Source organism: Romboutsia ilealis (genome assembly GCF_900015215.1).
In the GTDB taxonomy this organism is placed as follows: Bacteria; Bacillota; Clostridia; order Peptostreptococcales; family Peptostreptococcaceae; genus Romboutsia; species Romboutsia ilealis.
In genome coordinates, this window is sequence record NZ_LN555523.1 from 637,208 (window position 1) to 661,353 (window position 24,146).

Sequence of the window (24,146 nt, forward strand, 5' to 3'; positions counted from 1 at the left end):
TGAACTTAAAAATGAATTTTATGTGAAATTTTTTTTATATATCATTTATACTATGGATAACTTTTATATATTAATATATAATTTTTTTATACAAATTTATGAAAGGGCGGAAAATGAAAAAATTGGATCATAAAGATAAAACATATTTTAATTATTCTACAGAGGATGGAAAAAATGCACAAGACATTTTAAGAGACAGAATAACGCTTGGGGAAAAATCAATATGTGACTATTGTGAAACTGAGAATAATAAAGGTTTATATTGTAAATCTTGTGGTGCATCATTAGATGAGGCAAAAATTGTAGAAAAAAAACGAAGTATAAAAGCTTTCAAGGTAGATATAAAACCTATATTATTAACATCTGTAACCTCGGTTGCAACACTATTTTTAATCTCTTTAGGATTAAAATTATTAATGAGTTTTAATCTTGGAGAATTAATAAATTTTATAAATTCACTACATATAATACTGGGGATAAATTTAGGCACTATAAATTTAAATTTATCAACTATGATGAATTCAGGAAGTGTTATTATGCATCTAGGAGTATTAGTAATTGCTTTAATTCCTTTACTTGTGCTTTCGTTATATAACGTAATATTTATAAAAAATAAAAATACTCAAGATCTTTTATATAATTCAGTAGGTGTTGGTGCAACATATGGACTTATGTTAGTAATAATAAGTATATTTTCATCTACATCATCTAGTATTTCTCAGATGATGAATTATGGGATATCAGTTGCATATAGCTATAAAATATTGGAGTTATTTTCAAATGGATTTATTTTAGGATTTATATCTACTTACTTAATTGGATATAAGAAAAAATATTTTGGGCAAAACATTTATTTAGATATACTTAAGAAGGCTATAAATAGTATATTAATTTTATATGTAGTAATATTTATAATTCTTTTAGGTCTTTCTATAGTTGATAATAGCTATTTATATGAACTTGGAGTATACAACTACAGTAGAAATAATGCTTTTATACTGAGCCAGTTAGCATCATATATACTAACATTTGCAAATATTGTACCAACAACAATAGGTAGCAATAAACTATCAATTTTAAGTATAATAAATGGAAATTTATTATTTGACACAAAGTTAATGCTTATAGCTATAATATTATTATCATTGTTAGTGCTTATACTTACAGGATATAATTTAAAAAAGAAATTTAAAAATAGCTCGGCTAATATAGTGTTGATTTTTAGTATTTGTTATTCTATAATTATTGCTATTTTATCATCATTTAGTTCTATATATATAGGAGGAAATATATCCTTATTACAAATGAATAACTATTCAGGAAATACATTTATGGGGTCAGGTATATTTACTACATTGATAATATCTATTATATATAGCTATATAATAGTAAAAATAGGATACACATTAAGTGATTTTGAATAATCAGAAATGGAGAAGATACTACAATGAAAAATATAAGTGATAAGTTTTTAAGAAATAAAATAGAAAATGAAAAAAATGATATATATATGGAAATAGAAAATGCAAAAATTAAAAAGGCTAACTTATTATTAGATATGGGAATAATGATATATGAAAAAATAAGAAGCGAAATTATAATAGATGATAGTTTTGATAATATATGTAATGAAATTTTAGAAATAGATAAGTTAATATATAATAATAATCTAAGAATAAAAACTTTAGAAGAAAAGCCACAGGAGATAGTATGTGAGTGTGGAAGTGTAATAAATTTTGAAAATAGATTTTGTGGAACTTGCGGTAAGAAAGTAGAAATAGAAGAGGATTATTTAACTGAATGTACAAGATGTGATTCATTAAATGAAGAAGACTCTGTTTATTGTGCTTGTTGTGGAATTAAATTATAATTATATTTTATAAGATAATAATTATATTAACCAAAGAAAAAATAGCTATGTGTAAAATTTGCATATAGCTATTTTCATGCTTAAACAGATTATAATACCTTAAAAATATGGATAACTTCAAAATGTAAGTAATATCAATAAATTAGTTTTGAGTGTAAACAGATTTTAAATTACGTATGAAGTCGTTGGCATCATGAAGTGTTTCGCCGACACGTCGCTCAAGCGAAGCGAATTGTTTGTAATGAATTTTATACTTAATTTTAATGAAAAAAATTTTTATATATGATAAACTATAATATAGGATTTTAGATTTATGGAGGGAGAGTATGGCAGAAAAAGTAGAGAAAAAATATACTAACTTAGAGGATACATTTAGTATAACTATGGAACTTCAAAGACCTCTATTAAAAGATGAAGATGATGAAAATAAAGAAAAAATTAAACATAGAGAATATAGATTTAAGAAAAATATAAAATTTGGTTTATGTGTATTAGTTGTAATTTTTTTAATGGGGATTATTAATTGGATAGGGACAGCTTATAAACCAGGTCAATTAGCACTAGACTCATTAGTTAGTGATGATAAGGTAGAAATAACTGTAGATGGAAATATAACTTTTACACCGAAAGGAATAGAAGCAACTAAGGGATTCATATTATATCCTGGAGCAAAGGTAGATGCAAAAGCATATGCACCGTTATGTAGAAAAATAGCAGAAAATGGATATAAAGTAGTTATACTTGATATGTATTTAAACTTTGCTATGTTATCACCTAATAAAGCTGAGAAAATTATAAAAGAACATGAGAATATAAAATCTTGGGTTGTAGGAGGTCACTCGCTAGGTGGTGTTGTTGCCTCTAGATTTGCAGTAAATAATACAAATGTAGATGGAGTAGTTCTTCTTGCATCGTATCCATCAAATGATGATCTTAAACAATTAGGAAAAGATGTAGTTTCTATATGGGGAAGTAAAGATGGGGTTATAAATTTTGCTAATCTTATAGAATCAAAAGAAAAATTACCAAAAGACACAACGTATGTAGAAATAGAAGGTGCAAACCATTCTCAATTTGGTGATTATGGAAAGCAAAAAGGGGACTATGATGCATTAATAAGTGAAGAAAAGCAATTAGAGATAACATCAAATAGTATAGTTAAATTACTTGAAAATATAGGAAATAAATAAGCTGCCAAAAGGCAGCTTATTTAATATACTAAAGATATATTATTGATAACCGATAATATAATATTTATTTTGAGTAACGGATGTATCCCTAGCGACAGCAAGGATATATAGTTGGCGAAATGAAATGTTTCGCCGACACGTCGTTCAAGCGAAGCGAATTTTAAAATCTTTTATATATACTTAAATCATTCCATTCTACACATATTGGTTCGGCTTTAAAGTCTTCAATAAACCATAATATATCTTTTTTAGTTATACAGCCAGATATTATAAGTAATACTAAATATAATGCCATAGTTAATATTATTTGAATAGAAATATGTAAATTAAAATTAATGTAAGGTAGACTATATTTTATACAATAGCTAGCTAGAGTTATACAAAATGCAGGCTTTATAATCCAATCAAATAGTCTAAAGTGTATATTAGTAGCCTTTAATAACTTATGTATACTTAAAGAAGCATTGAGAAGAGTTCCAGCAAATAAAACTATAATAAAACCTTCTATACCTTTTTTAGGTATTAAGTATAGTATTAAAAATATTCTTACAGCCATATCAATTAAGTTAAACTTTAATGTACTCATTTGATAATCTAGTGCATTTAAGCTTCCATCGACTATTCGATCTAGATACATAAAAGGTATAAGAGGTGCTAATATTTTCATCATTAATCCAACTTGAGTATCATTATATATTGCTAATCCTAATTCATTATAAAATATCATAAATAAGCCTGAGGCAAATACGGCAATTAATAATGTGAATTTAAATACTTTAGATATCATATATATAACTCTTTTATGTTGATTAAGTGCATTTGCTTCAGCAATTTCAGGTATTATAAGAGTTGAAAATGATGCCAAAAATATTGATGGAAAATTTAAAATAGGAAGAGCCATTCCCTTTATCATACCAAATATAGATAATGATGAAGCTGTCGAAGAACCGTATTTTCTAAGTGCATCTGGTATTAGCAAGTCTTCAACGGTTTTAAGCCCTGTTTGTATGTAAGAGCTACATGCTATAGGGAAAGATATAGAGAAAATTTTAAAAAAGCTATATTTGTTATTTCTGCTATATCCGCTTTTATACCCAGATTTTTTTTCAAATAAAAATAATATGCAAAAATAAATAGCAGAAGCTATATTACCAAGACTAGTTCCAACTGCAATTAAAGTACAAGTAAAGTTTAGACCTTTAGGTAAGCATATTCCCATAAATGAAACAATAATTATCATCATTGTTCCAACTTCAACTATGTCAGAAGAGATGCTTTTTATTATTTTTCTCATTCCATAAAAATAACCATGGAAGCAAGCGCTAATTCCTATAAATGGTAAACTACAAGATAAAATTTTTATAGGTATTATAGCTCTAGAATCACCTATCCATTTGAGCGCTATTATATCTGCGAAATTATAAAATAGTAAAAATGTTGTAGTACTAAAAAGTAAGCTATAAAATATTGCTTTTGCTAAAATAGATTTGATATTTTTTATATTAGATCTTCCAAGTTCCTCAGCTATAAGACGAGTGGTTGTGACTCTAATTCCGGATATAGCTAATGTGGTTGTCATTATATGTATGCTCATTATAAGTTGATAAAGTCCCATACCTTCTGAACCTATTTTATTAGATAGATATACTCTAAATGACGTACTTACAAATCCTATCATCATTGTTGTAAATGTCAGAATAAATGCATTCATTATTAATTTTTTTCTCTTCATAGTTTTTCTCCTAATATAAATTGTTTAAAATAGCATGTTCATATATATGAAAAAAAGTTACTAAATATTATTTAAATAAGGATTTTTAACATTGAAGAAAAAATCATATAAATATGAATATTAGATAACACTAAAAATACTAATGATTAAACAATAAGGAGAATTTAAAATGATAATAAGATTAGGATATGTAGCAATAGCATTGAATTTAGGTAAAGTTACATCATCATCTACATTGACATATACAAGATATTTAAAACTAAATAAAGAAGATAGATTAAAAAAGCTTAAGGAAGTAACTTACTCTAATATAGAAGCACTTGAAAAAATACTTAGATACAATATAGACAATAATATACATTTTTATAGAATGACATCAAATTTTATACCTTTAGCAACTCATCCTGATGTAATGTGGGATTATTTAAAATATTTTAAAAAAGATTTAGAATATATCGGAAAGCTAATAAAAGATAACAACTTAAGAGTGGATGCACATCCAGATCAATTTAATGTTATAAATAGCGATAGAGAAAGTGTAGTTGAAAATACTTTAAGAACTCTTAATATGCAGGTTGATTTATTTGAAGCTATGAATTATGAACAGGGAAAATTGGTAATACATATAGGTGGTGCTGAAGGAGGAAAGGATATTGCATTAGATAGATTTATAAATAATTTAAAAAATTTTCCTAAAAGAATAACTGATAGATTAATACTTGAAAATGATGATAAAACCTTTAATGCAAAAGAAGTACTACAGATTTGTGAAAAGACAAATTTACCAATGGTATTTGATATACATCATCATAATTGCAATAATTGTGAAGAAGATATTAAAAGCTTGTTACCACAAATATTTAAGACTTGGGAAGATGAAGAGTTAGTACCTAAGATACATTTTTCAAGTCCTAGAGAATTTGAAAAAGATAGAAAACATGCAGATTATATAGATGCAAATAGATTTTTAGAATTCATATATAAGGCTAAAGAAAGTGTAAATAAAGATTTTGATATTATGATTGAAGCTAAGAAAAAAGATATAACTCTTAATATATTAGTTAAAGATTTAAAAAAACTTACTAAAGATATAAAATTTATAGATAGCGCTACCTTAGAAATATAGTAAAAATATTTTAGAAAAACGATTGCATAAATAAGTTTAACTGTGCTACTATAAAAATATAAACAGTGCAATCGATTGCTCTGTAAAGAATAGGGGGATTGTAAATGGGGTTAAAAAGAATATTAAGTTTATTAACTGTAACAGTATTAGTAGGAACAAGTATCGTGGGATGTAGTAGCTCAAATGGAAAAGATAGCTCAGGGGATGCTTCAGGCGACAAGGTCATAGTAGATATATTCCAATTTAAAGTAGAAGCTAAAGATGCATTAGAAAAAGCGGCAAAAGTTTATGAGGAAAAAAATCCTAATATAGATATAAATATAGAAACTGTAGGAGGAGGAAACGATTACGGTGCGGCATTAAGATCTAAATTCCAATCAGGTCAAGAGCCTACTATATTTAATATTGGTGGACCACAAGATGTAGAAGATTGGGCATCAAAATTAGAGGATTTATCAGATCAGCCTTGGGTTGATGATGCATTTGAGGGGACATTAGGATCAGTAACAGCTGATGAAGGTATATTTGGTATGCCTTTTAATCAAGAAGGATATGGATTTATATATAACAAAGAAATATTTGAAAAAGCAGGTATTGACCCAGCGACTATAACTTCTTATGAAGCATTAGAAAATGCTGTAAAGACATTAGATTCTAAAAAGGATGAATTAGGGATTGAAGCAGTATTTGCAGTTCCAGGAAAAGAAAAATGGGTAACAGGACTTCACTTACTAAATGTTGCATTAGGAAATGAATTTGAAAGTGGAAAGCAAGCTTATGAAGCTAAGAGTTTAAACTTTACATACAATAAAGAATTAAAAGAATTATTAGATTTACAAACTGACTATGCATTTATGCCAGATGGTAAAAAGGGATCTATAAACTCTGTTGATTACGCTATGCAAGTAGAGCAAAAATATTCAACTGGTAAAGTAGCTATGGTTCAAATGGGGAACTGGGCATACGGAGGAATAGAAGGCGTAAATGCAGATATAGCAGCTAACTCAGGAATATTACCAATGCCTCTTAAGGGAGTTAAAGAAGACTCTATACCAGTAGGTGTTCCGATGTATTGGTCTATAAATAAAGATGAATCGGATGCAGAAAAAGATGCAGCTAAAGATTTCTTAAACTGGTTATACACTTCTGATGAAGGTAAAGAAATGATAATAAATGACTTTAACTTCATACCAGCATTTAAAGGATATGAAAGTGATGAATTACAACCAAAAGATCCATTATCAGCGGATGTGTTAAATTATGCTAACAATGGAAAGACTGCACCGTGGGTATTTATGGGATATCCAAGTGGATGGGGAGAAAATATTGTTGGTGCTGATATACAAAAATATTTAGATGGAAGTATGAGCTGGGAAGACTTAGTTAAAAATGCTCAAAAAACATGGGCTGAAGAAAGAGAATAATATAATTAATATTTAAAATAGGAAAGTGCACTTGTACTTTCCTATAATTTTAAAGGGGGGAGTCACTTATGTCACAAGCCAAGGTTGAAGTTAAAAACTCAAAAACAAAACTTGAAACTAAAAAGTCAAAGAAAAAATCTAAAGGACAACATGGTCTAGCTTATTGGACATTTGTTGGACCAAGTTTATTTGCATTTTCATTAGTTGTGCTTATTCCATTAATATTAGGAATTTATTATTCATTTACAAATTGGAATGGTATAGGTTCTAATATAGAATGGGTTGGATTTAAAAATTATATAAAAGTATTTAATGACGAAGGATTTAGAAGTTCACTTTGGTTTACTGTTAAATTTACTATAGTATCAGTTATTTCTATAAATGTAATAGCATTTTTCTTAGCATTATTAGTAACTAGAGAATCGAAAATAAGTAATTTACTTAGAACAATATTTTTTATGCCAAACTTAATTGGGGGATTAATATTAGGTTTTATATGGCAATTTATATTTGTTAATGTATTTAATGCTGTAGGTCAATCTTTAGGTCAAGAATGGATGATGGGATGGTTATCAAATTCAACTACAGGATTTTGGGGAATGGTAATTATTATGGCTTGGCAAATGGCAGGATACGTTATGGTTATATATATAGCAGGTCTTCAAAATGTTCCACCTGAATTAAATGAGGCTGCAAAAATCGATGGAGCAAATGCATGGCAAAGAATAAAACTTATCACTTTCCCAATGATAAGACCATCATTTACAATAAGTTTATTCTTAACACTTTCGAACTCATTTAAGTTATTTGATCAAAACTTAGCATTAACTAATGGAGGGCCAGGTAATGCAACTCAAATGCTAGCATTTGAGTTGTACCAAACAGCATTTTCATATAACAAAATGAATTTAGCTCAAGCTAAAGCTGTAATATTCTTTGTATTTGTTTGTATTATAACATTAGTTCAAGTTTATATGACTAAGAAAGATGAGGTGGAAGCATAATGAATAAAAAATTAAGTAAGATAGCACTAGATATATTAGGTATAATACTGGCATTAATATGTTTATCGCCATTTTATATAATAATAGTAAATTCATTTAAGACAAAAGGGGAATTATTTGAAAGTACACTAGCTTTACCAGAAAAGTTTAATCTTGATAACTATACTAGAGCATGGGAGCAATTAGATTTTATAAAAGTATTAGGAAACTCTTTATTTATAACAGTTATAAGTATAGTATTTATAGTACTATTTGCATCTATGGCAGCGTGGATGTTACAAAGAACAAACTCTAAAATAAGTAATATGATATTATTTATATTTATATCTTCAATGTTAGTTACATTCCAATCTATAATGTTGCCTCTTATAAATATAATGGGGAAATTAAATTTACTTAATGTACCAGGAATTATATTTATGTATATAGGATTTGGTTCTGCATCTGCAATATTCTTATATCATGGATTTGTAAAGAGTATACCAAAAGAATTAGATGAAGCTGCATTAATAGATGGATGCAGTAAGTGGCAAACATTTAGATATATAATATTTCCGCTTTTAAAGCCAATATCAATAACAGTTGCAATACTTAATACAGTTTGGATATGGAATGATTTCTTATTACCATCATTAGTTATAAATCAAGCAGGTACTAGAACAATACCACTTTCAATGTTTTTCTTCTTTGGACAATACACAAAGCAATGGGATTTAGCACTTGCAGGTCTTGTACTTACAATAATACCAGTTTTAATATTCTATTTCTTTGCTCAAAAACACATTATAAAGAGTGTAACAGCAGGAAGTATAAAATAAATATAGGATTAAGATACAACATTTAAAAGTATACAAGTCAAATTGATATAATATTAGAGTTTAAATATATGCTTATATTTAAACTCTAATATTAAGATAATTATAGAAAGCATTATATAGAGGTGACGCCATGAAAGTAACAATAAAGGATGTAGCAAAAGAGGCAAATGTTGCAACATCTACAGTGTCTAGGGTTTTATCTAATAGCCCTAAAATAAGTGAAAAAACTAAAGAAAATGTACATGAAGCTATAAAAAAACTAAATTATAAACCAAATGCAATAGCTAGAAGTTTAGCAAATAATAAAACTAGAATACTTGGTGTAGTTCTTCCTGAGGATGCGGATGATATATTAAATAATCCATTTTTCATAAATGCTATGAAGGGAATGAGTATGTATGCTCAAAAGAAAAACTACTATATAACTTATACATTTAGTAAGACTCAGCAGATAGAAAGAAAGCATTTAAAAGATATAATAAATAGTAATTTAGTTGATGGAGTTATACTTCTTAGAGTAAGTGAAGACGATAAAAATACAGCTTATTTAAGAAGCATAGATTTTCCATTTGTTGTAGTTGGAAGACCTGATAATCCAGAGGAAGTTTTATGGGTTAATAATGATAATATTAGTGCAATGTATAATGTTGTAGAGAAGTTGATTAAAAAAGGTCATAGAAAAATAGGTTTTGTAGGGGCTATTGAAAATCTTAATATGTCTAAAGATAGATTTATAGGATATAAGAATGCACTTTTTGATAACAAAATAAGCTATGATGAAAGTATTGTTGTACATAAAGATGAATTCATAGAAAATGAAGGACAAAGTGCATGCAATGAGCTTTTACAAAATAAAGATATAACTGCGATTGTTACAACTGATGATCTTATAGCTTTTGGTATTATGAAAGAATTAAAATTAAAAAATATAGATAATATATCAATAGTAGGATTTAATAATACACCTTTATCAGCATATCAAAATCCACCACTTGCTACAGTTGATATAAATGCCTATGAGTTAGGATATAGTGCTGCAAAATTACTTATAAATAATTTAGAAGGTAAAGAGCATGCAAAAAGACACTATATAGTAGATACAGAATTTATAGAGAGAGAATCCTTTATATAATGATATAAACTCTAAATAAAAAGTTAAATTTAAGGGGAATTGGGAGTATGATAGATGCATTTATATTTGATTTAGATGGAGTGATAACTGACACAGCAGAGTATCACTATCTTGCATGGAAAGAATTAGCAAACAAAATAGGTATAGAAATAGATAGAGAATTTAATGAAACATTAAAAGGTGTAAGTAGAATGGAATCTTTAGAGAGGATACTTGTACATGGAAATAAGCAAAATGATTTTACTATTGAAGAAAAAGAAAAAATGGCAAATGATAAAAATATGTACTATGTATCCTTAATAGAAAATATAACACCTAAAGATATATTACCAGGAATAAGTAAATTATTGGAAAATATAAAATCAAATAATATAAAAATAGGATTAGCATCAGCAAGTAAAAATGCTAATATGGTACTTAATAATTTGAAACTTGTTAATTATTTTGATTTTATAGCAGATGCATCTAAATGTAAAAATAGTAAGCCTGCACCGGATATATTCCTTATGGCTTTAAAGGGTTTAAATGTTGAAGCTAAAAATTGTATAGGGATAGAAGATGCATATTCTGGAATTGAAGCAATAAATACATCAGGAATGTATTCTGTTGGAGTTGGAGATAAAAAAACATTAAAAAATGCAAATTTAGTAGTAGAAGATACAACATATTTAGAATTTGATACATTAATGGATATATTTAATAAATAAAAAGTTAACAGGGGGATATTTATGAAGCGTTTATTTAACACTATTGATGAGTGGAAGATAATTCAAGATAAAATAGAGTTTGAAGAAAATAGATTAGCTGAATCCATAATGAGTATAGGTAATGGATATATGGGTATGAGGGGTAATTATGAAGAATATTATAGTAAGGACTCTCATAGAGGATCTTATATAGGAGGGGTTTGGTATCCTGATAAAACACGTGTTGGATGGTGGAAAAATGGATATCCTAATTATTTTGGTAAGGTGCCAAATAGTGTAAACTTTATAGGTATTGATGTATATATAAATGGAAAAATATTAGATTTAGGAAAAGCCGAGGTAAAAGATTTTTATAGAGAGTTAGATATGAAAAATGGGACTCTAACTAGAAAATTTATAGCTAACATAGATGGATATGAAATAGAAGCTAAAGTTACAAGATTCTTAAGTATAGTAGCTAAAGAATTAGGAGTTATAAAGTATGAGATAAAATCATTAAATTTTGATGGAGAAATAATGTTTTGTCCATATTTAGACTCAAATGTAAAAAATGAAGATTCAAATTATGATGAAACATTCTGGGTTAATGTTAGTACAGATTCTAAAAATAACTATGGTAATGTAGTAGCTAAGACTAAAGATAATCCATTTAATACAGAAGTATTTACGATAGCATCAGTTATGAATATTAGATTCAATAAGGAAACTAAATTAAATACTTATTCAAATAGAGAATACTATAGTGATAATACCTTAATATTTGACATTAAAGAGAGTGAGACTGTAGCTATTGAAAAATATATTGCTATAACAACTACAAGGGATTATGAAGAAAATAAGCTTGTAGAAAAAGCTGAATATATATTAAATAAAGAAATAAATAAAGGTTATGAAACAGTTTTACAAGAACAAATTAAAGCATGGAATAAAAGATGGGAAACATCAGATATAAAAATAGATGGTGATGATTTAGCACAACAAGGTATAAGATACAATCTATTCCAATTATTCTCAACATATTATGGTGATGACTCAAGGCTTAATATAGGTCCAAAAGGATTTACAGGAGAAAAATATGGTGGAGCAACTTATTGGGATACAGAAGCGTATTGTTTACCTGTTTATCTTGGAACTACTTCTAAAGAGGTATCAAAAAATTTATTACTATATAGATATAACCAATTAGAAAAAGCTAAAGAAAATGCCCAAAAGCTAGGTTTAGAAGGAGCTTTATATCCAATGGTTACATTTAATGGTGAGGAGTGTCACAATGAATGGGAAATAACTTTTGAAGAAATACATAGAAATGGTTCTATTATTTACGCAATATACAACTACACTAATTATACTGGAGATTATGAATATATAAAAGAATATGGTATAGATGTAATAGTTGAAGTTGCAAGATTTTGGGCAAGTAGGGTTCATTTAAATAAAAGAAAAGGTTTATATATGATTCATGGAGTAACAGGCCCTAATGAATATGATAATAATGTAAATAATAATTGGTATACTAATTATCTAGCTAAATGGTGCCTAGAATATGCAGCAGAAAATATATTTAAGTTAGAAAAAGAGTGCATAGAATCAGTAAATAGAAATAATGTATCTAAAGAAGAGGTTAAAATGTGGTTAAATATAGCGGATAAAATGTATTTACCATATGATGAAGAACTAGATATAATAGTTCAACATGATGACTTTTTGGATAAAGAGTTTATAAAGGTAAATGATTTACCAAAGAATAATTTACCTTTAAATCAAAATTGGTCATGGGACAAAATACTTAGATCGTGCTTTATAAAACAAGCAGACGTACTTCAAGGAATTTATTATTTTAATGATAAATTTACTTTTAAAGAAAAGAAAAGAAATTTTGAATTTTATGAATCGTATACTGTTCATGAGTCGTCTTTATCTCCTTCAATTTATTCTATAATTGCTTGTGAAATAGACAATCTTGATAAAGCTTATGAGTTATATTCAAGAACAGCTAGACTTGATTTAGATAATTATAATAATGATACTGAAGATGGACTCCATATTACATCTATGTCAGGTGCATGGTTATCTATAATTCAAGGCTTTGCAGGTATGAGAACAAATAATCAAACCTTATCATTTAATCCAAAGCTTCCTAATAAATGGAATAGCTACAGTTTTAATATAAACTATAGAGAAAATAAACTTAAAATAGAAGTAAACAAAGACGGTATAAATATAACTAATTTAGAAGGTAATGATATAGAAGTTAATGTTTATGATAAAAAGTATATAGTAAAAAATAATGAATATATAGCTTATAGATATGTTGCATTAAGTTAAAATATGACGCCTTAACACATAAGGCGTCATATTTTTTTTTGCATACAAAATAAAAAATTAAATTTTATTATAATATGATTAATACATACTAATATTTTCATAAATCAACAAAATACCTTGAATAAATAATCATAGATGTTATATAATGGATGTATATGAATAAAAATATATACAAAAGGTTACAAAAAAAATACATTATCTGTTAATTTAAAAAAGGAGATTGATTATGTTAAATAGAAAAATTGCGATAGGAGTAAGCGTACCTGCTATGGCCCTTGCATTATCAGCTACAGTTTCATTTGCAAACTCAAATGAGGGTACAGTAACTGCTGATGCATTAAATGTAAGAAGTGGACCAAGTACAAGTTATAGTATTACAACTAAGATATATAAAGGAAATAAAGTAGAAATATTAGAAACATCAAATGGATGGCATAAAATAAAAACATCAAATGGAACAATAGGATGGGTAAGTGGAAGTTACATAAGTGTTTCTTCAGGAAGTACATCACAAACATCATATAAAGCAACAGTAAATGCAACATCATTAAATGTAAGAAGTGGAGCAGGAACAAGCTACTCAGTGATAACAAAGTTATCAAAAGGAACAGTAGTAGATGTAATAGAAAGTGCATCAAATGGATGGAAAAAGATAAAAACATCAAGTGGAACAACAGGATGGGTGAGTGGAGAATACCTAACAAAAGGTGTAGTAGAAAACTCTACATCACAAACATCATATAAAGCAACAGTAAATGCAACATCATTAAATGTAAGAAGTGGAGCAGGAACAAGCTACTCAGTGATAACAAAGTTATCAAAAGGAACAGTAGTAGATGTAATAGAAAGTGCATCAAATGGATGGAAAAAGATAAAAACATCAAGTGGAACAACAGGATGGGTGAGTGGAGACTACTTAACAAAAGGTGTAGTAGAAAATTCTACATCACAAACATCATATAAAGCAACAGTAAATGCAACATCATTAAATGTAAGAAGTGGAGCAGGAACAAGCTACTCAGTAATAACAAAGTTATCAAAAGGAACAGTAGTAGATGTAATAGAAAGTGCATCAAATGGATGGAAAAAGATAAAAACATCAAGTGGAACAACAGGATGGGTAAGTGGAGACTATTTAACAAAAGGTGTAGTAGAAAACTCTACATCATCTACTAATAAAGTACAAGCAGTACTAGATTTAGCGGAAAAGCAATTAGGTAAGCCTTATGTATGGGGAGCTGAAGGTCCAAATAGTTTCGACTGTTCAGGACTTATATACTATGTATATAAAAATGCAGCGGGTATAACATTACCTAGAACTTCAGCAGCTCAATATAGCGCAGGAGTAGCTGTAAGTAAATCAAACTTAAAAGCAGGGGATTTAATATTCTCAAGTACTGATGGAACAGGTAATATAACACATGTTGCTATATATGCAGGAAATGGAAAAATGATACATGCACCAAGAAGTGGTAAAAATGTTGAGAAAGTTGACATGAATACTAATTACTGGAATAAGGCATATGTAGGTGCAAGAAGAGTTTTATAGTATAAATTAAATACTTTATATAAATACCTCAAAATATAAATATACTATTTTGAGGTATTTTTGTATAAAAATCTTTAATTTTATTTATTATATGAGTGTATAGAAAAGTATTTTAAATATCATAATTTTTGATTAAGGAGATTGTTATGGAACTTAATAAAAATGAATTTTTAAAAGAGTATAATATAGATGAAAAGTTTTTAATAGATAATAATATAGATTGGAATGAATTAGAGAAAATTTATAATGATTATAGTATGTATAGAAAAAGTTATGAAACTCAAGCAAATTTAATTGCAAATATACTTAGAGAACATAAAAAAGTGCACTCTGTTAAAGCTCGTGTTAAGGATGAAAATCATTTAATAGAGAAAATTATAAGAAAAACAGAAAATAGAAGAAGAAAATATGGACAAGATTTCAACTTTACAGTAGAAAATTATAAAGATGAAATAACAGATTTAGTAGGAATAAGAGTAATACATATATTTAAAGAAGATTGGGAAGAAATTCATAATTTTATAACTAAGATGTGGAATGTAAATGAGATAGTTGCAAACATTAGAAAAGGAGATAATACTAAAACTTTTGAGGATTTAGGAATTGAGGTTTGTTCCAGATTATCAGGATATCGTTCAGTTCATTATTTGGTAGAATCATATCCAACTACAGAAAAAGTTATAACAGAAGTACAAGTTAGAACTATATTTGAAGAAGGATATGGTGAAATAGATCATCAACTTAGGTATTCACTAAATGAAATACCAGAAATACTTGAACAAAATTTAATGCTACTTAATAGAATAGCTGGAAGTTCTGATGAAATGGCATCCTTAATAAATTTATTAAGTAAAAATTTTAAAGATATAGAAAGTGAATACAATAAAAAAATAGAAGAAAAAAATAAAAAGATATTAGAACTTAAAGAAAATATATTAAAAAATGAAGCTTTAGATGAAAAAGATAAAAAGTTATTTATAAAAAATATAGAAAGCATAATAAACTAGTTATAATTCATAACCCTCATATATAAGATTTATTAAATAATACTTATATGTGGGGGTTTTATGATAGATTTAGAAAGTAGGATAGAAGAAATCAAATCTAACTTAGTATCTAAAAATTTTAAATATATAATAAAATGTAAATATAAAACTATACCTGCAAAAGAAAAAGATATATATGACGAAGAAAAAGTTAAAGATTATAACTATTATGTTAAACTAATAAAAAAGTTGAAGAAACATATAAAGGATTCAAATGATATACAATTTTATACAAGGTATGATAAATTTAATAATTTAGTTTGTTTAGTAAGCAAGTTTGATATAAATGAAATAGATATAAATTTAAATATTGATATAAGAATAATAATAGGCGATAAATATGATACTTATATGAAAGCTACATACTATCAGGAAAAATGTGGTATATTATATTTAGAAGAATTTGTATCTGGAAATAGAAAAAATGGATATGGTTCTATGTTACTAGATAATTTGAACTTTATTATAGATAACATAAATAGTAGATTAAAAAACTATAATAACTATAGTGAAACCTATAATTTTAAACCTATAAAAATCCTAAAGGGAAGAGCAATACCTTTTAAAAGTGTTATAAGTCAGGAAGACTTAAATAAATTATACACAAAATATGGATTTAAAATAGATAATAACAATTATTTATTAAAAAATAGGGAATAAATATATATATCATAGTAAATATAAATAGATAAATAAAACTATGTTAAGGAGGCTAAAATGGAATATAAAATAGGCAAAAATTATAATGGATTTGTACTTGTAAGAGAAGAAAATATAAAAGAAGTAAATTCTATAGCTAGAATATTTGAACATGAAAAAACAGGTGCAAGACTTTTACATATGGAAAATGATGATACTAATAAAGTATTTTCAATAGGATTTAAAACACCTCCAGAAGATAGCACAGGTGTTATGCATATACTAGAACACAGTGTATTATGTGGTTCTAGAAAATTCCCAACTAAAGAGCCATTTGTCGAGCTTGTAAAAGGTTCTTTAAATACATTTTTAAATGCAATGACATTTAGCGATAAAACAATATATCCTATAGCAAGTCAAAATGAAAAAGATTTCTTTAATTTAATGGATGTGTACTTAGATGCAGTATTTTATCCAAACATATATAAAACTAAAGAAATACTTATGCAAGAAGGATGGCATTATGACCTTGAGAAAAAAGAAGATGAATTAACATATAAAGGTGTTGTATATAATGAAATGAAAGGAGCTTTCTCATCTCCTGAAGGAATACTAATGAGAAAGATACAAGAAACATTATTCCCAGATAATACTTACTCAAATGAATCAGGAGGGGACCCGAAATATATTCCTGATTTAACATATGAACAATTTATAGATACGCATAAAAAATACTATCATCCATCTAATAGTTATATATTCTTATATGGAGATGTAAATTTAGAAAAATGTTTAAAATTCATAAATGAAGAATACTTAGCTAATTTTGATAAAAAAGAAATAGATGCAGAAATCAAGCCACAAGAAAAATATAATAGCATAAAAGATGTAGAGTATACTTACTCAATATCTGAAGAAGATGATGAAAAAGAAAAAACGTTCTTAGCTTTAAACTATGTAACAGGAAAATCGACTGATGAAGAAGTATATATGGACTTAAACTTATTAGAATATATACTTCTTGAAGCAGAAGGTGCACCACTTAAAAAAGCTTTACTTGATGCAGAAATAGGAAAAGATGTTTTTGGTAGCTTTGATGGAGGAATACTTCAACCTGTATTTAGTATAATAGCTAAAAATAGTGAAGCTGATAAAAAAGAAGAATTCAAAAAAGTAGTTTATGATACACTTAACGATATTGTTAAAAATGGAATAGATAAAAAGCTTATAGAAGGATGTATAAATGCATTTGAATTTAGATTAAGAGAGGCAGATACTGGAGGATATCCAAAAGGATTAGTATACTATATGAATGCTATGGATAGTTGGCTATATGGTGGGGATCCACTTATGCATATAAAATATGAACACGCTATAGAAAATGTTAAGAAGTCTCTTAATACTAATCACTTTGAAGAGCTTATTAAAAAATATATGCTAGACAATACCCATGCATCTTTACTTACATTAAAACCAGAAAAAGGATTAGCACAAAGAGAAGAAGATGAGTTAAAAGAAAAATTAGAAAACTATAAAAATAGTTTAAGTGAAGAAGAATTAAATAAAATAGTTGAAGAAACTAACAACTTGATACTTCGTCAAAGTACACCAGATTCACCAGAACTTTTAGAAACTATACCACTACTTAGTTTAGACGATATAGGAAAAGAAGTTGAAGATTTACCTATAAATAAAGAAAAACATAATGATATAGAAATACTTCATTGTAATACATTTACAAGCAATATTGCTTACTTAAACTTTATGTTCTATGGAAAATGCATAAAAGAAGAAGATATACCATACTTTAGTTTATTAGGTAATTTACTTGCAAAAGTTGATACTAAAACTTATGACTATAAAGAACTATCTAATGAAATACTTATAAATACTGGTGATATGTATTTTAGAAATAACGTATATGGAAATGATAAAGATGAAAATAAATACTATCCATTCTTAGAAGTACGCACTAAGGTTATGGATGATAAGATATACAAATCTATGGAAATAATGGCTGATATAGTCAATAATTCTTTATTTGAAGATAACAAGAGAATAAGAGAAGTAATAAGAGAGCTTATTTCAAGAATAGAAATGATGCTTATGCAAGCAGGTCACCAAGTTGCAGTTGGAAGAGTTGCTTCATACTTCTCACCTGCAGCATCATATATGGAAAAAATATCAGGATATGATTATTATAAATTCTTAAAAGATATAGAAAATGATTTTGATAATAAAATAGAAAATTTAAAATCTAAATTATACGAATTACAAAATACTATATTTAATAAAAATAATTTAATGGTATTTATAACTGGTGAAGATAAGGAATTAAACTTATTAAAAGAAAATATGAACAAAGTTGTTGATGTATTATCTACTGAACCTTTAAATAATAATGATTATACATTTAGTGAAGAACAAAAAAATGAAGGATTAATGACTCCTGCTAATGTAGATTATGTATGTAAAGGATACAACTTTAAAAAGCTTGGATATGACTATAACGGAAGTTTATTAGTACTAAAAACTATCCTTGGATATGATTATTTATGGAATAGAGTAAGGGTTAAAGGTGGAGCATATGGATGTATGTCAACTATTGCAAGAACTGGTAATATGGCCTTTGTATCTTATAGAGACCCTAACTTAACTGAAACTCTTAAAGCTTTTAATGAAGCTCCAGATTTTATAAAATCATTTGATGTTTCAGACAGAGAAATGACAAAATATATTATAGGTACTATAAGTAATTTAGATATGCCACTAACTCCAGCATCTAAGGGTGAAAAAGCTCTTGGTATGTATATGAGGGGTATAACTAAGGAAGACAGACAAAGAGAAAGAGATGAAGTCTTAGCTACAAATGTTGAAACTATAAAAGAATATAATAAGCTTATAGAAGATGTAATGAATAAAGATTTTATATGTGTTGTTGGTGATGAAAAGAAAATTAAAGCTGACAAAGATGTATTTAAAAATTTAATAAATGTATTTAATTAATGTATAAAAGTGTCTTAATTAATTTTAAGGCACTTTTTATACTGTATATAAATAATAAACCTATATATAAATATTTTTTAATGGTATTATTAAGTTACTATCAATACTGTTATCATTAAAATATAAAAATAAAGTAAAATCTCTTATCATCATATCAACTTCACTCAAGATACATGTACGATTTGATATGATGATAAGCAGTATAAAAATAGCTTTAGGGATAATTAAAGATGAAGACACATTAACTAAATACGCTTATAATGCATTGAGTGTTGATAGAAGTTCATTAGTAACTATGAGGAGGAACTAAAGAAAACATTAAAATCATTTGAAATATTTTTAGAAGGCACAATAAGTTAAATTTAACTTATTGTGCTTATTTAATGTTATAGGGTTATTTAAACTATTAGATATTATTTTTTATAAATTGAAATAAATTTTAAGAGTTTTATAGAAAATTATACGTAGTATAATGTGAAAGGAGGTTAGATATGGAAAATAAAATAATAAAACTTATAAAAAAGAAAGACCATAGAGGGATTGATTATATTGTAGATTTATATTCAGATAAAATATCTTATATAGTAAATTCAATTTTAAATGGATATTCAAATAAAGAAGATATTGAAGAATGTATAAGTGATGTATTTATATCTGTTTATAATGATATACATACTTATGATAATAAAAAAGGAAAATTTGAAACATTCGTTTTTATAAAAGCAAAATATATAGCACTTGATTACAAGCGAAAAATAATAAAGAAAAAAGAATATGAAAAAATAAAAGAAGATAGATTATTAAAAATAAATGAAAATATAGTTTATGAAAGCGCCGAAAAAGAAGTTATTAAAAAAGAAAAGTTAAAAGATATAGCCAATTTTATAAATAACTTTAAAGAACCAGATAAAACATACTTTTATTTAAAGTACTTTATTAATATGGAGTCTAAGGAAATAGCTAAAAGATATAATACCACCGTAAGTTCAGTAGAAAATAGACTTTATAGATGTAGATTAGCTCTTAAAAAGATTATAGGTGGAGGTGTATAAAGTGGAAGATAAAGATCTTTATGAAGTTATTGATGAACTTATAAAGAATGAATTAGAAAAAGATATTAACATAAGGGAAGATGAAATATTCAATAAAGAATTAGATAATAATTTTAAATTAGATGACGAATTTAAAAATAGAATAAAATCAAAAGTAAAAAAATCTATAAGTAATAACAAAAACGATAAATATTTAAGGCTTAAAAAGCTTACTATTATAGCATCTATTGCATGTATTTTAACAGTATTTCCACTTGTAGTTAAGGCTATAGTTGATAAAGTATACAATTATGTAGATACAACTGGGCAAGTTATAAAAAGTGATTCAGCAGTGTACAAACTAGATAATCCTATAACAAAAAATAAGAATAACAATACAATAACTTTAGAGAGTTTTGTACTAAATACTAAGGATAAAACTGTTAATATGAAGATATCAGGTATTGGTAAAATTCCTAAAAAAGATTATACAACTATAAAAATAGGTGATGAAAATATAGATACAACTTCTTATGGAATAGGTAGTTCGGGAAATGAATGGAAATATGAAATTAGCAGTAATTATAACCTTAATTATAGTAATGAAAATATAGAAGTTAGTTTAGATCTTGGTGACAAAACCAATTTTAAACTTAACTTTTCATTAATAAAATCTGATGCAGTTTCTAGCTATAAGGATTTAGGTCCTTCAGATACTAAAGACAATATAGAAATAGTTTCTGTAGTAAAAGAAGAAGGTGACTTATTAGATGTTAACTTCATAAGTTCAATAGAAGAAAAAAACTTGCAAGTAATGTATTATGGAAATCCATATAATTACAATGAAAAAACTAATACTTATGATTATGAAATTATTCTTAGAGATAAAAAAGGAAAAGAAGTTGAAGGTAAGATAGTACAACATGGCGATAGAAGTAATAATTTTACTTTTGATACTTCTAATATGGAAAAACCATATAAGATAATAATACCTAAAATAACATTAGCCCCGTATGGTGTAGTTCAAAGTAGTAAAGCAATAAAACTACCAATACCTAAGAATGGAGAAACTATTAATATTAATAAGGAAGTAACTATAGAGAATAATAGAGATTATGGATTTAATAATGAAAATAATTCTTTTAAAATAAAAAAAATAAAAAGATATGATGAAAATATAAGAGTTTATCTAGATTTTAATAAAAATAACAAAGCGATTAAAAGAAGAACTCTGAATATAGAAATTCAAGGAGGATTATTTGGAGGATCATCTGAGGGTTGTAGTATGACATTTACACAGAAAAATGAAGATGCTATTTTAGATATAATTGATGTAACACCTAAAAATATTAATAAACGAAATATAAAAATTAAATTTAGTGATGGTGAGTTTGTACTATATGGACCTTGGGAGATGGAAATTAAATAGGGATATAAAGTTATTTATATAATTCTTAAGTATTGTTATAATTAATATTAATAAAATTTGTACAATGTAATGGGGGATTTTTTATGGAATGTTTAAGATGTAATACAGAGCTTAAGTTTTTAAAGGAGTATAGATTTGATTCACAAGATAATAATAGAGGTATACTAAAATCTTTATTTGATGTTGAAGAGCATTTAATTTTTAAGGTATATGTATGTCCAGAGTGTAAACATAGTGAGTTTGTATATAATGGAAGCCATACTTGGATTGATTGTTAAAATAATATATATTTTATTTGTAATTAAATTATAAGTTGTTTCAAAATAATAATTATTTGAGGCAACTTTTTTTGTGAAAATAAATTAATAATGTCGAAAAAGATTTTGAAATACTTCGCCCACGCAGTGGTTCAAGCAACGGACGAAGTCGTTGGCGACATGAAATGTTTCGCCGACACGTCGCTCAAGCGAAGCGAGTTTTTTATAAAAGCTAAAAAAAATTACAAAAATTAAGTATATATATATTCAAATAATTTTAAAATAGAAATAAGAATAAATATAGTCTTATAAGAAAAATTAATAGTAATTATAAAAATTATAAATTTTACTTATAAATTAATTCATTATATAATATAAGGATATATTAGTTAAAAATTTACAGTTTATTATATAAGCCCGTTACAAAGGAGGAAATTATATGAAAGACATTATAGTAATAGGTGCTGGAGTAGTTGGATGCGCTGTAGCAAGAGAACTATCAAAATATAAATTAGATGTATTAGTTATAGATAAAAATGAAGATGTGGCAGAAGGAATATCAAAGGCAAATAGTGGTATAATCCACGGTGGATACAATGAGAAAAAAGGAACTTTAAAAGCTAAATTAAATTTACAAGGAAATAAAATGATGGATGAGTTAGCCGACAAATTACAATTTCCTTTTAAAAGAAATGGAGCATTAGTATTAGCATTTAATGAAGATGAATTAGAGAGAATAAAACTTTTAAAATCTAATGGTGAAAACTTAGGTGTTGAAGGGTTAGAACTTTTAAATAAAGAAGAAATATTAGCTTTAGAAGGTAATATAAATCAAGATGTAGTTGGTGCATTACATGTTAAAAGTTCAGGAATAGTAAGTCCATATGAAATGACTTTAGCATTTGGAGAAAATGCTGTTGAAAATGGTGTTGAATTTAGATTAGGACTAGCTGTTACAGATATAAAAAGAGAAGATAAAGGATATAAATTAACTTTAAGTAATGGAGAAAACCTAGAAGCTAAGATGGTTATAAATGCAAGTGGATTAGGTGGAGCGTATTTAAATAATTTAATAAGTGAAGTTAAATATGAAATAAATCCTGTAAGAGGAGAATATTGTTTATTTGATAAAGTTGCAGGAGCTATGTGCAAAAAAACATTATTCCAAGTACCTACTAAATTAAGTAAAGGAGTTTTAGTAACTCCAACAGTTGATGGTAACTTATTACTTGGACCAAATGCAAAATCAGATAATAGTGTATCTACTTCAAGAAGTGGTATAGATGAAATAATGGAAACAAGTAAGAAAACAATGAAGGAATTACCATTTAATAGAGTATTAAATACCTTTAGTGGATTAAGACCTAAAGTTGAAAGTGAAGACTTTATAATAGAAGAAGCTAAAGATAATCCTAATTTTATAAACGTAATAGGAATAGACTCGCCAGGTCTTACTGCAGCACCTGCTATATCGACTTATGTTGTAGATTTAATAAGTGACAAAATACAATTAACTAAAAAAGATAACTTTAAATCAACTAGAGAAAAGATGATAAGAATGGCTGATTTAAGTATAGAAGAAAAAAATAAACTTATAAAAGAAAATCCAGCATACGGAAAAATGGTATGTAAGTGTGAATTTGTTACAGAAGGTGAGATTATAGATTCTATAAAAAGACCTTTAGGTGCAACAACATTAGATGGTATAAAAAGAAGAACTCGTGCAATGATGGGTGGATGTCAAGGAACAGGATGTATGATACCTATAAGTATGATTCTAAGTAAAACATTAAATATAGACATAAGTGATGTTAATAAGAATTCTAAATCTTCTACAGTTGTTGGATTTAAGGAGGACTAA

At 26.6% G+C, this 24,146-nt stretch carries 19 protein-coding genes; 18 read left to right on the forward strand and 1 reads right to left on the reverse strand.

Features of this window, described 5'->3' with window-relative positions; genetic code table 11:
• Nucleotides 1-113: 113 nt before the first annotated feature.
• The 3 genes from CRIB_RS02985 (at nucleotide 114) to CRIB_RS02995 (ending at nucleotide 3,060) form a co-directional block, all read left to right on the forward strand.
• On the forward strand, nucleotides 114-1,424 hold the full coding sequence (locus CRIB_RS02985; protein WP_180703069.1) for a hypothetical protein: 1,311 nt from the start codon (nucleotides 114-116) through the stop codon (nucleotides 1,422-1,424).
• Nucleotides 1,425-1,447: 23 nt separating this feature from the next.
• Nucleotides 1,448-1,870 (forward strand): zinc ribbon domain-containing protein, encoded by a 423-nt coding sequence (locus CRIB_RS02990; RefSeq protein WP_180703070.1) that lies wholly within the window; start codon nucleotides 1,448-1,450, stop codon nucleotides 1,868-1,870.
• A gap of 326 nt (nucleotides 1,871-2,196) precedes the next feature.
• Entirely contained in the window at nucleotides 2,197-3,060 is an 864-nt protein-coding gene (locus tag CRIB_RS02995) for an alpha/beta hydrolase (protein ID WP_180703071.1), read from the forward strand.
• 160 nt (nucleotides 3,061-3,220) lie between these two features.
• On the opposite strand, the gene CRIB_RS03000 is transcribed toward CRIB_RS02995, so the two are convergent.
• Complete coding sequence (locus CRIB_RS03000) at nucleotides 3,221-4,792, reverse strand: oligosaccharide flippase family protein (protein WP_243633562.1); 1,572 nt, start codon at nucleotides 4,790-4,792, stop codon at nucleotides 3,221-3,223.
• Nucleotides 4,793-4,961: 169 nt separating this feature from the next.
• On the opposite strand from CRIB_RS03000, the gene uvsE reads away from it, so the two are divergent.
• The 15 genes from uvsE (at nucleotide 4,962) to CRIB_RS03075 (ending at nucleotide 24,146) form a co-directional block, all read left to right on the forward strand.
• Entirely contained in the window at nucleotides 4,962-5,918 is a 957-nt protein-coding gene (uvsE, locus tag CRIB_RS03005) for a UV DNA damage repair endonuclease UvsE (RefSeq protein ID WP_180703072.1), read from the forward strand.
• Nucleotides 5,919-6,022: 104 nt separating this feature from the next.
• Entirely contained in the window at nucleotides 6,023-7,342 is a 1,320-nt protein-coding gene (locus CRIB_RS03010) for an ABC transporter substrate-binding protein (RefSeq protein WP_180703073.1), read from the forward strand.
• Nucleotides 7,343-7,410: 68 nt separating this feature from the next.
• A complete protein-coding gene (locus tag CRIB_RS03015) occupies nucleotides 7,411-8,346 on the forward strand; it encodes a carbohydrate ABC transporter permease (RefSeq protein ID WP_180703074.1) in 936 nt (311 codons plus the stop codon).
• A complete protein-coding gene (locus CRIB_RS03020; protein WP_180703075.1) occupies nucleotides 8,346-9,164 on the forward strand; it encodes a carbohydrate ABC transporter permease in 819 nt (272 codons plus the stop codon). Before CRIB_RS03015 ends, CRIB_RS03020 begins: the two co-directional genes overlap by 1 nt.
• A 130-nt stretch (nucleotides 9,165-9,294) precedes the next feature.
• On the forward strand, nucleotides 9,295-10,296 hold the full coding sequence (locus tag CRIB_RS03025) for a LacI family DNA-binding transcriptional regulator (protein ID WP_071121056.1): 1,002 nt from the start codon (nucleotides 9,295-9,297) through the stop codon (nucleotides 10,294-10,296).
• A 47-nt stretch (nucleotides 10,297-10,343) separates the two neighbouring features.
• Nucleotides 10,344-11,003 (forward strand): beta-phosphoglucomutase, encoded by a 660-nt coding sequence (gene pgmB, locus CRIB_RS03030; protein WP_180703076.1) that lies wholly within the window; start codon nucleotides 10,344-10,346, stop codon nucleotides 11,001-11,003.
• 21 nt (nucleotides 11,004-11,024) lie between these two features.
• Nucleotides 11,025-13,328 carry a glycoside hydrolase family 65 protein gene (locus CRIB_RS03035; RefSeq protein WP_279386150.1) on the forward strand — a complete coding sequence of 768 codons (2,304 nt, stop codon included), beginning with the start codon at nucleotides 11,025-11,027 and terminating at the stop codon, nucleotides 13,326-13,328.
• A gap of 226 nt (nucleotides 13,329-13,554) precedes the next feature.
• Nucleotides 13,555-14,877: a C40 family peptidase gene (locus tag CRIB_RS03040; protein ID WP_180703077.1), complete on the forward strand. Its 1,323-nt coding sequence runs from the start codon at nucleotides 13,555-13,557 to the stop codon at nucleotides 14,875-14,877.
• 146 nt (nucleotides 14,878-15,023) lie between these two features.
• Nucleotides 15,024-15,884, forward strand: a complete 861-nt coding sequence (locus tag CRIB_RS03045) for a RelA/SpoT domain-containing protein (protein WP_180703078.1) — start codon at nucleotides 15,024-15,026, stop codon at nucleotides 15,882-15,884.
• A 60-nt stretch (nucleotides 15,885-15,944) separates the two neighbouring features.
• The gene (locus tag CRIB_RS03050) at nucleotides 15,945-16,583 is read left to right on the forward strand and encodes a hypothetical protein (RefSeq protein WP_180703079.1); all 639 of its coding nucleotides are present in this window, start codon (nucleotides 15,945-15,947) and stop codon (nucleotides 16,581-16,583) included.
• A gap of 57 nt (nucleotides 16,584-16,640) precedes the next feature.
• The gene (locus CRIB_RS03055) at nucleotides 16,641-19,568 is read left to right on the forward strand and encodes an insulinase family protein (RefSeq protein ID WP_180703080.1); all 2,928 of its coding nucleotides are present in this window, start codon (nucleotides 16,641-16,643) and stop codon (nucleotides 19,566-19,568) included.
• 491 nt (nucleotides 19,569-20,059) lie between these two features.
• A complete protein-coding gene (locus CRIB_RS03060; RefSeq protein WP_180703081.1) occupies nucleotides 20,060-20,620 on the forward strand; it encodes a sigma-70 family RNA polymerase sigma factor in 561 nt (186 codons plus the stop codon).
• Between the two features lies 1 nt (nucleotide 20,621).
• Nucleotides 20,622-22,028 carry a hypothetical protein gene (locus CRIB_RS03065; RefSeq protein WP_180703082.1) on the forward strand — a complete coding sequence of 469 codons (1,407 nt, stop codon included), beginning with the start codon at nucleotides 20,622-20,624 and terminating at the stop codon, nucleotides 22,026-22,028.
• Between the two features lie 83 nt (nucleotides 22,029-22,111).
• Nucleotides 22,112-22,306, forward strand: a complete 195-nt coding sequence (locus CRIB_RS03070; protein ID WP_180703083.1) for a hypothetical protein — start codon at nucleotides 22,112-22,114, stop codon at nucleotides 22,304-22,306.
• A 418-nt stretch (nucleotides 22,307-22,724) separates the two neighbouring features.
• Entirely contained in the window at nucleotides 22,725-24,146 is a 1,422-nt protein-coding gene (locus tag CRIB_RS03075; protein ID WP_180703084.1) for an NAD(P)/FAD-dependent oxidoreductase, read from the forward strand.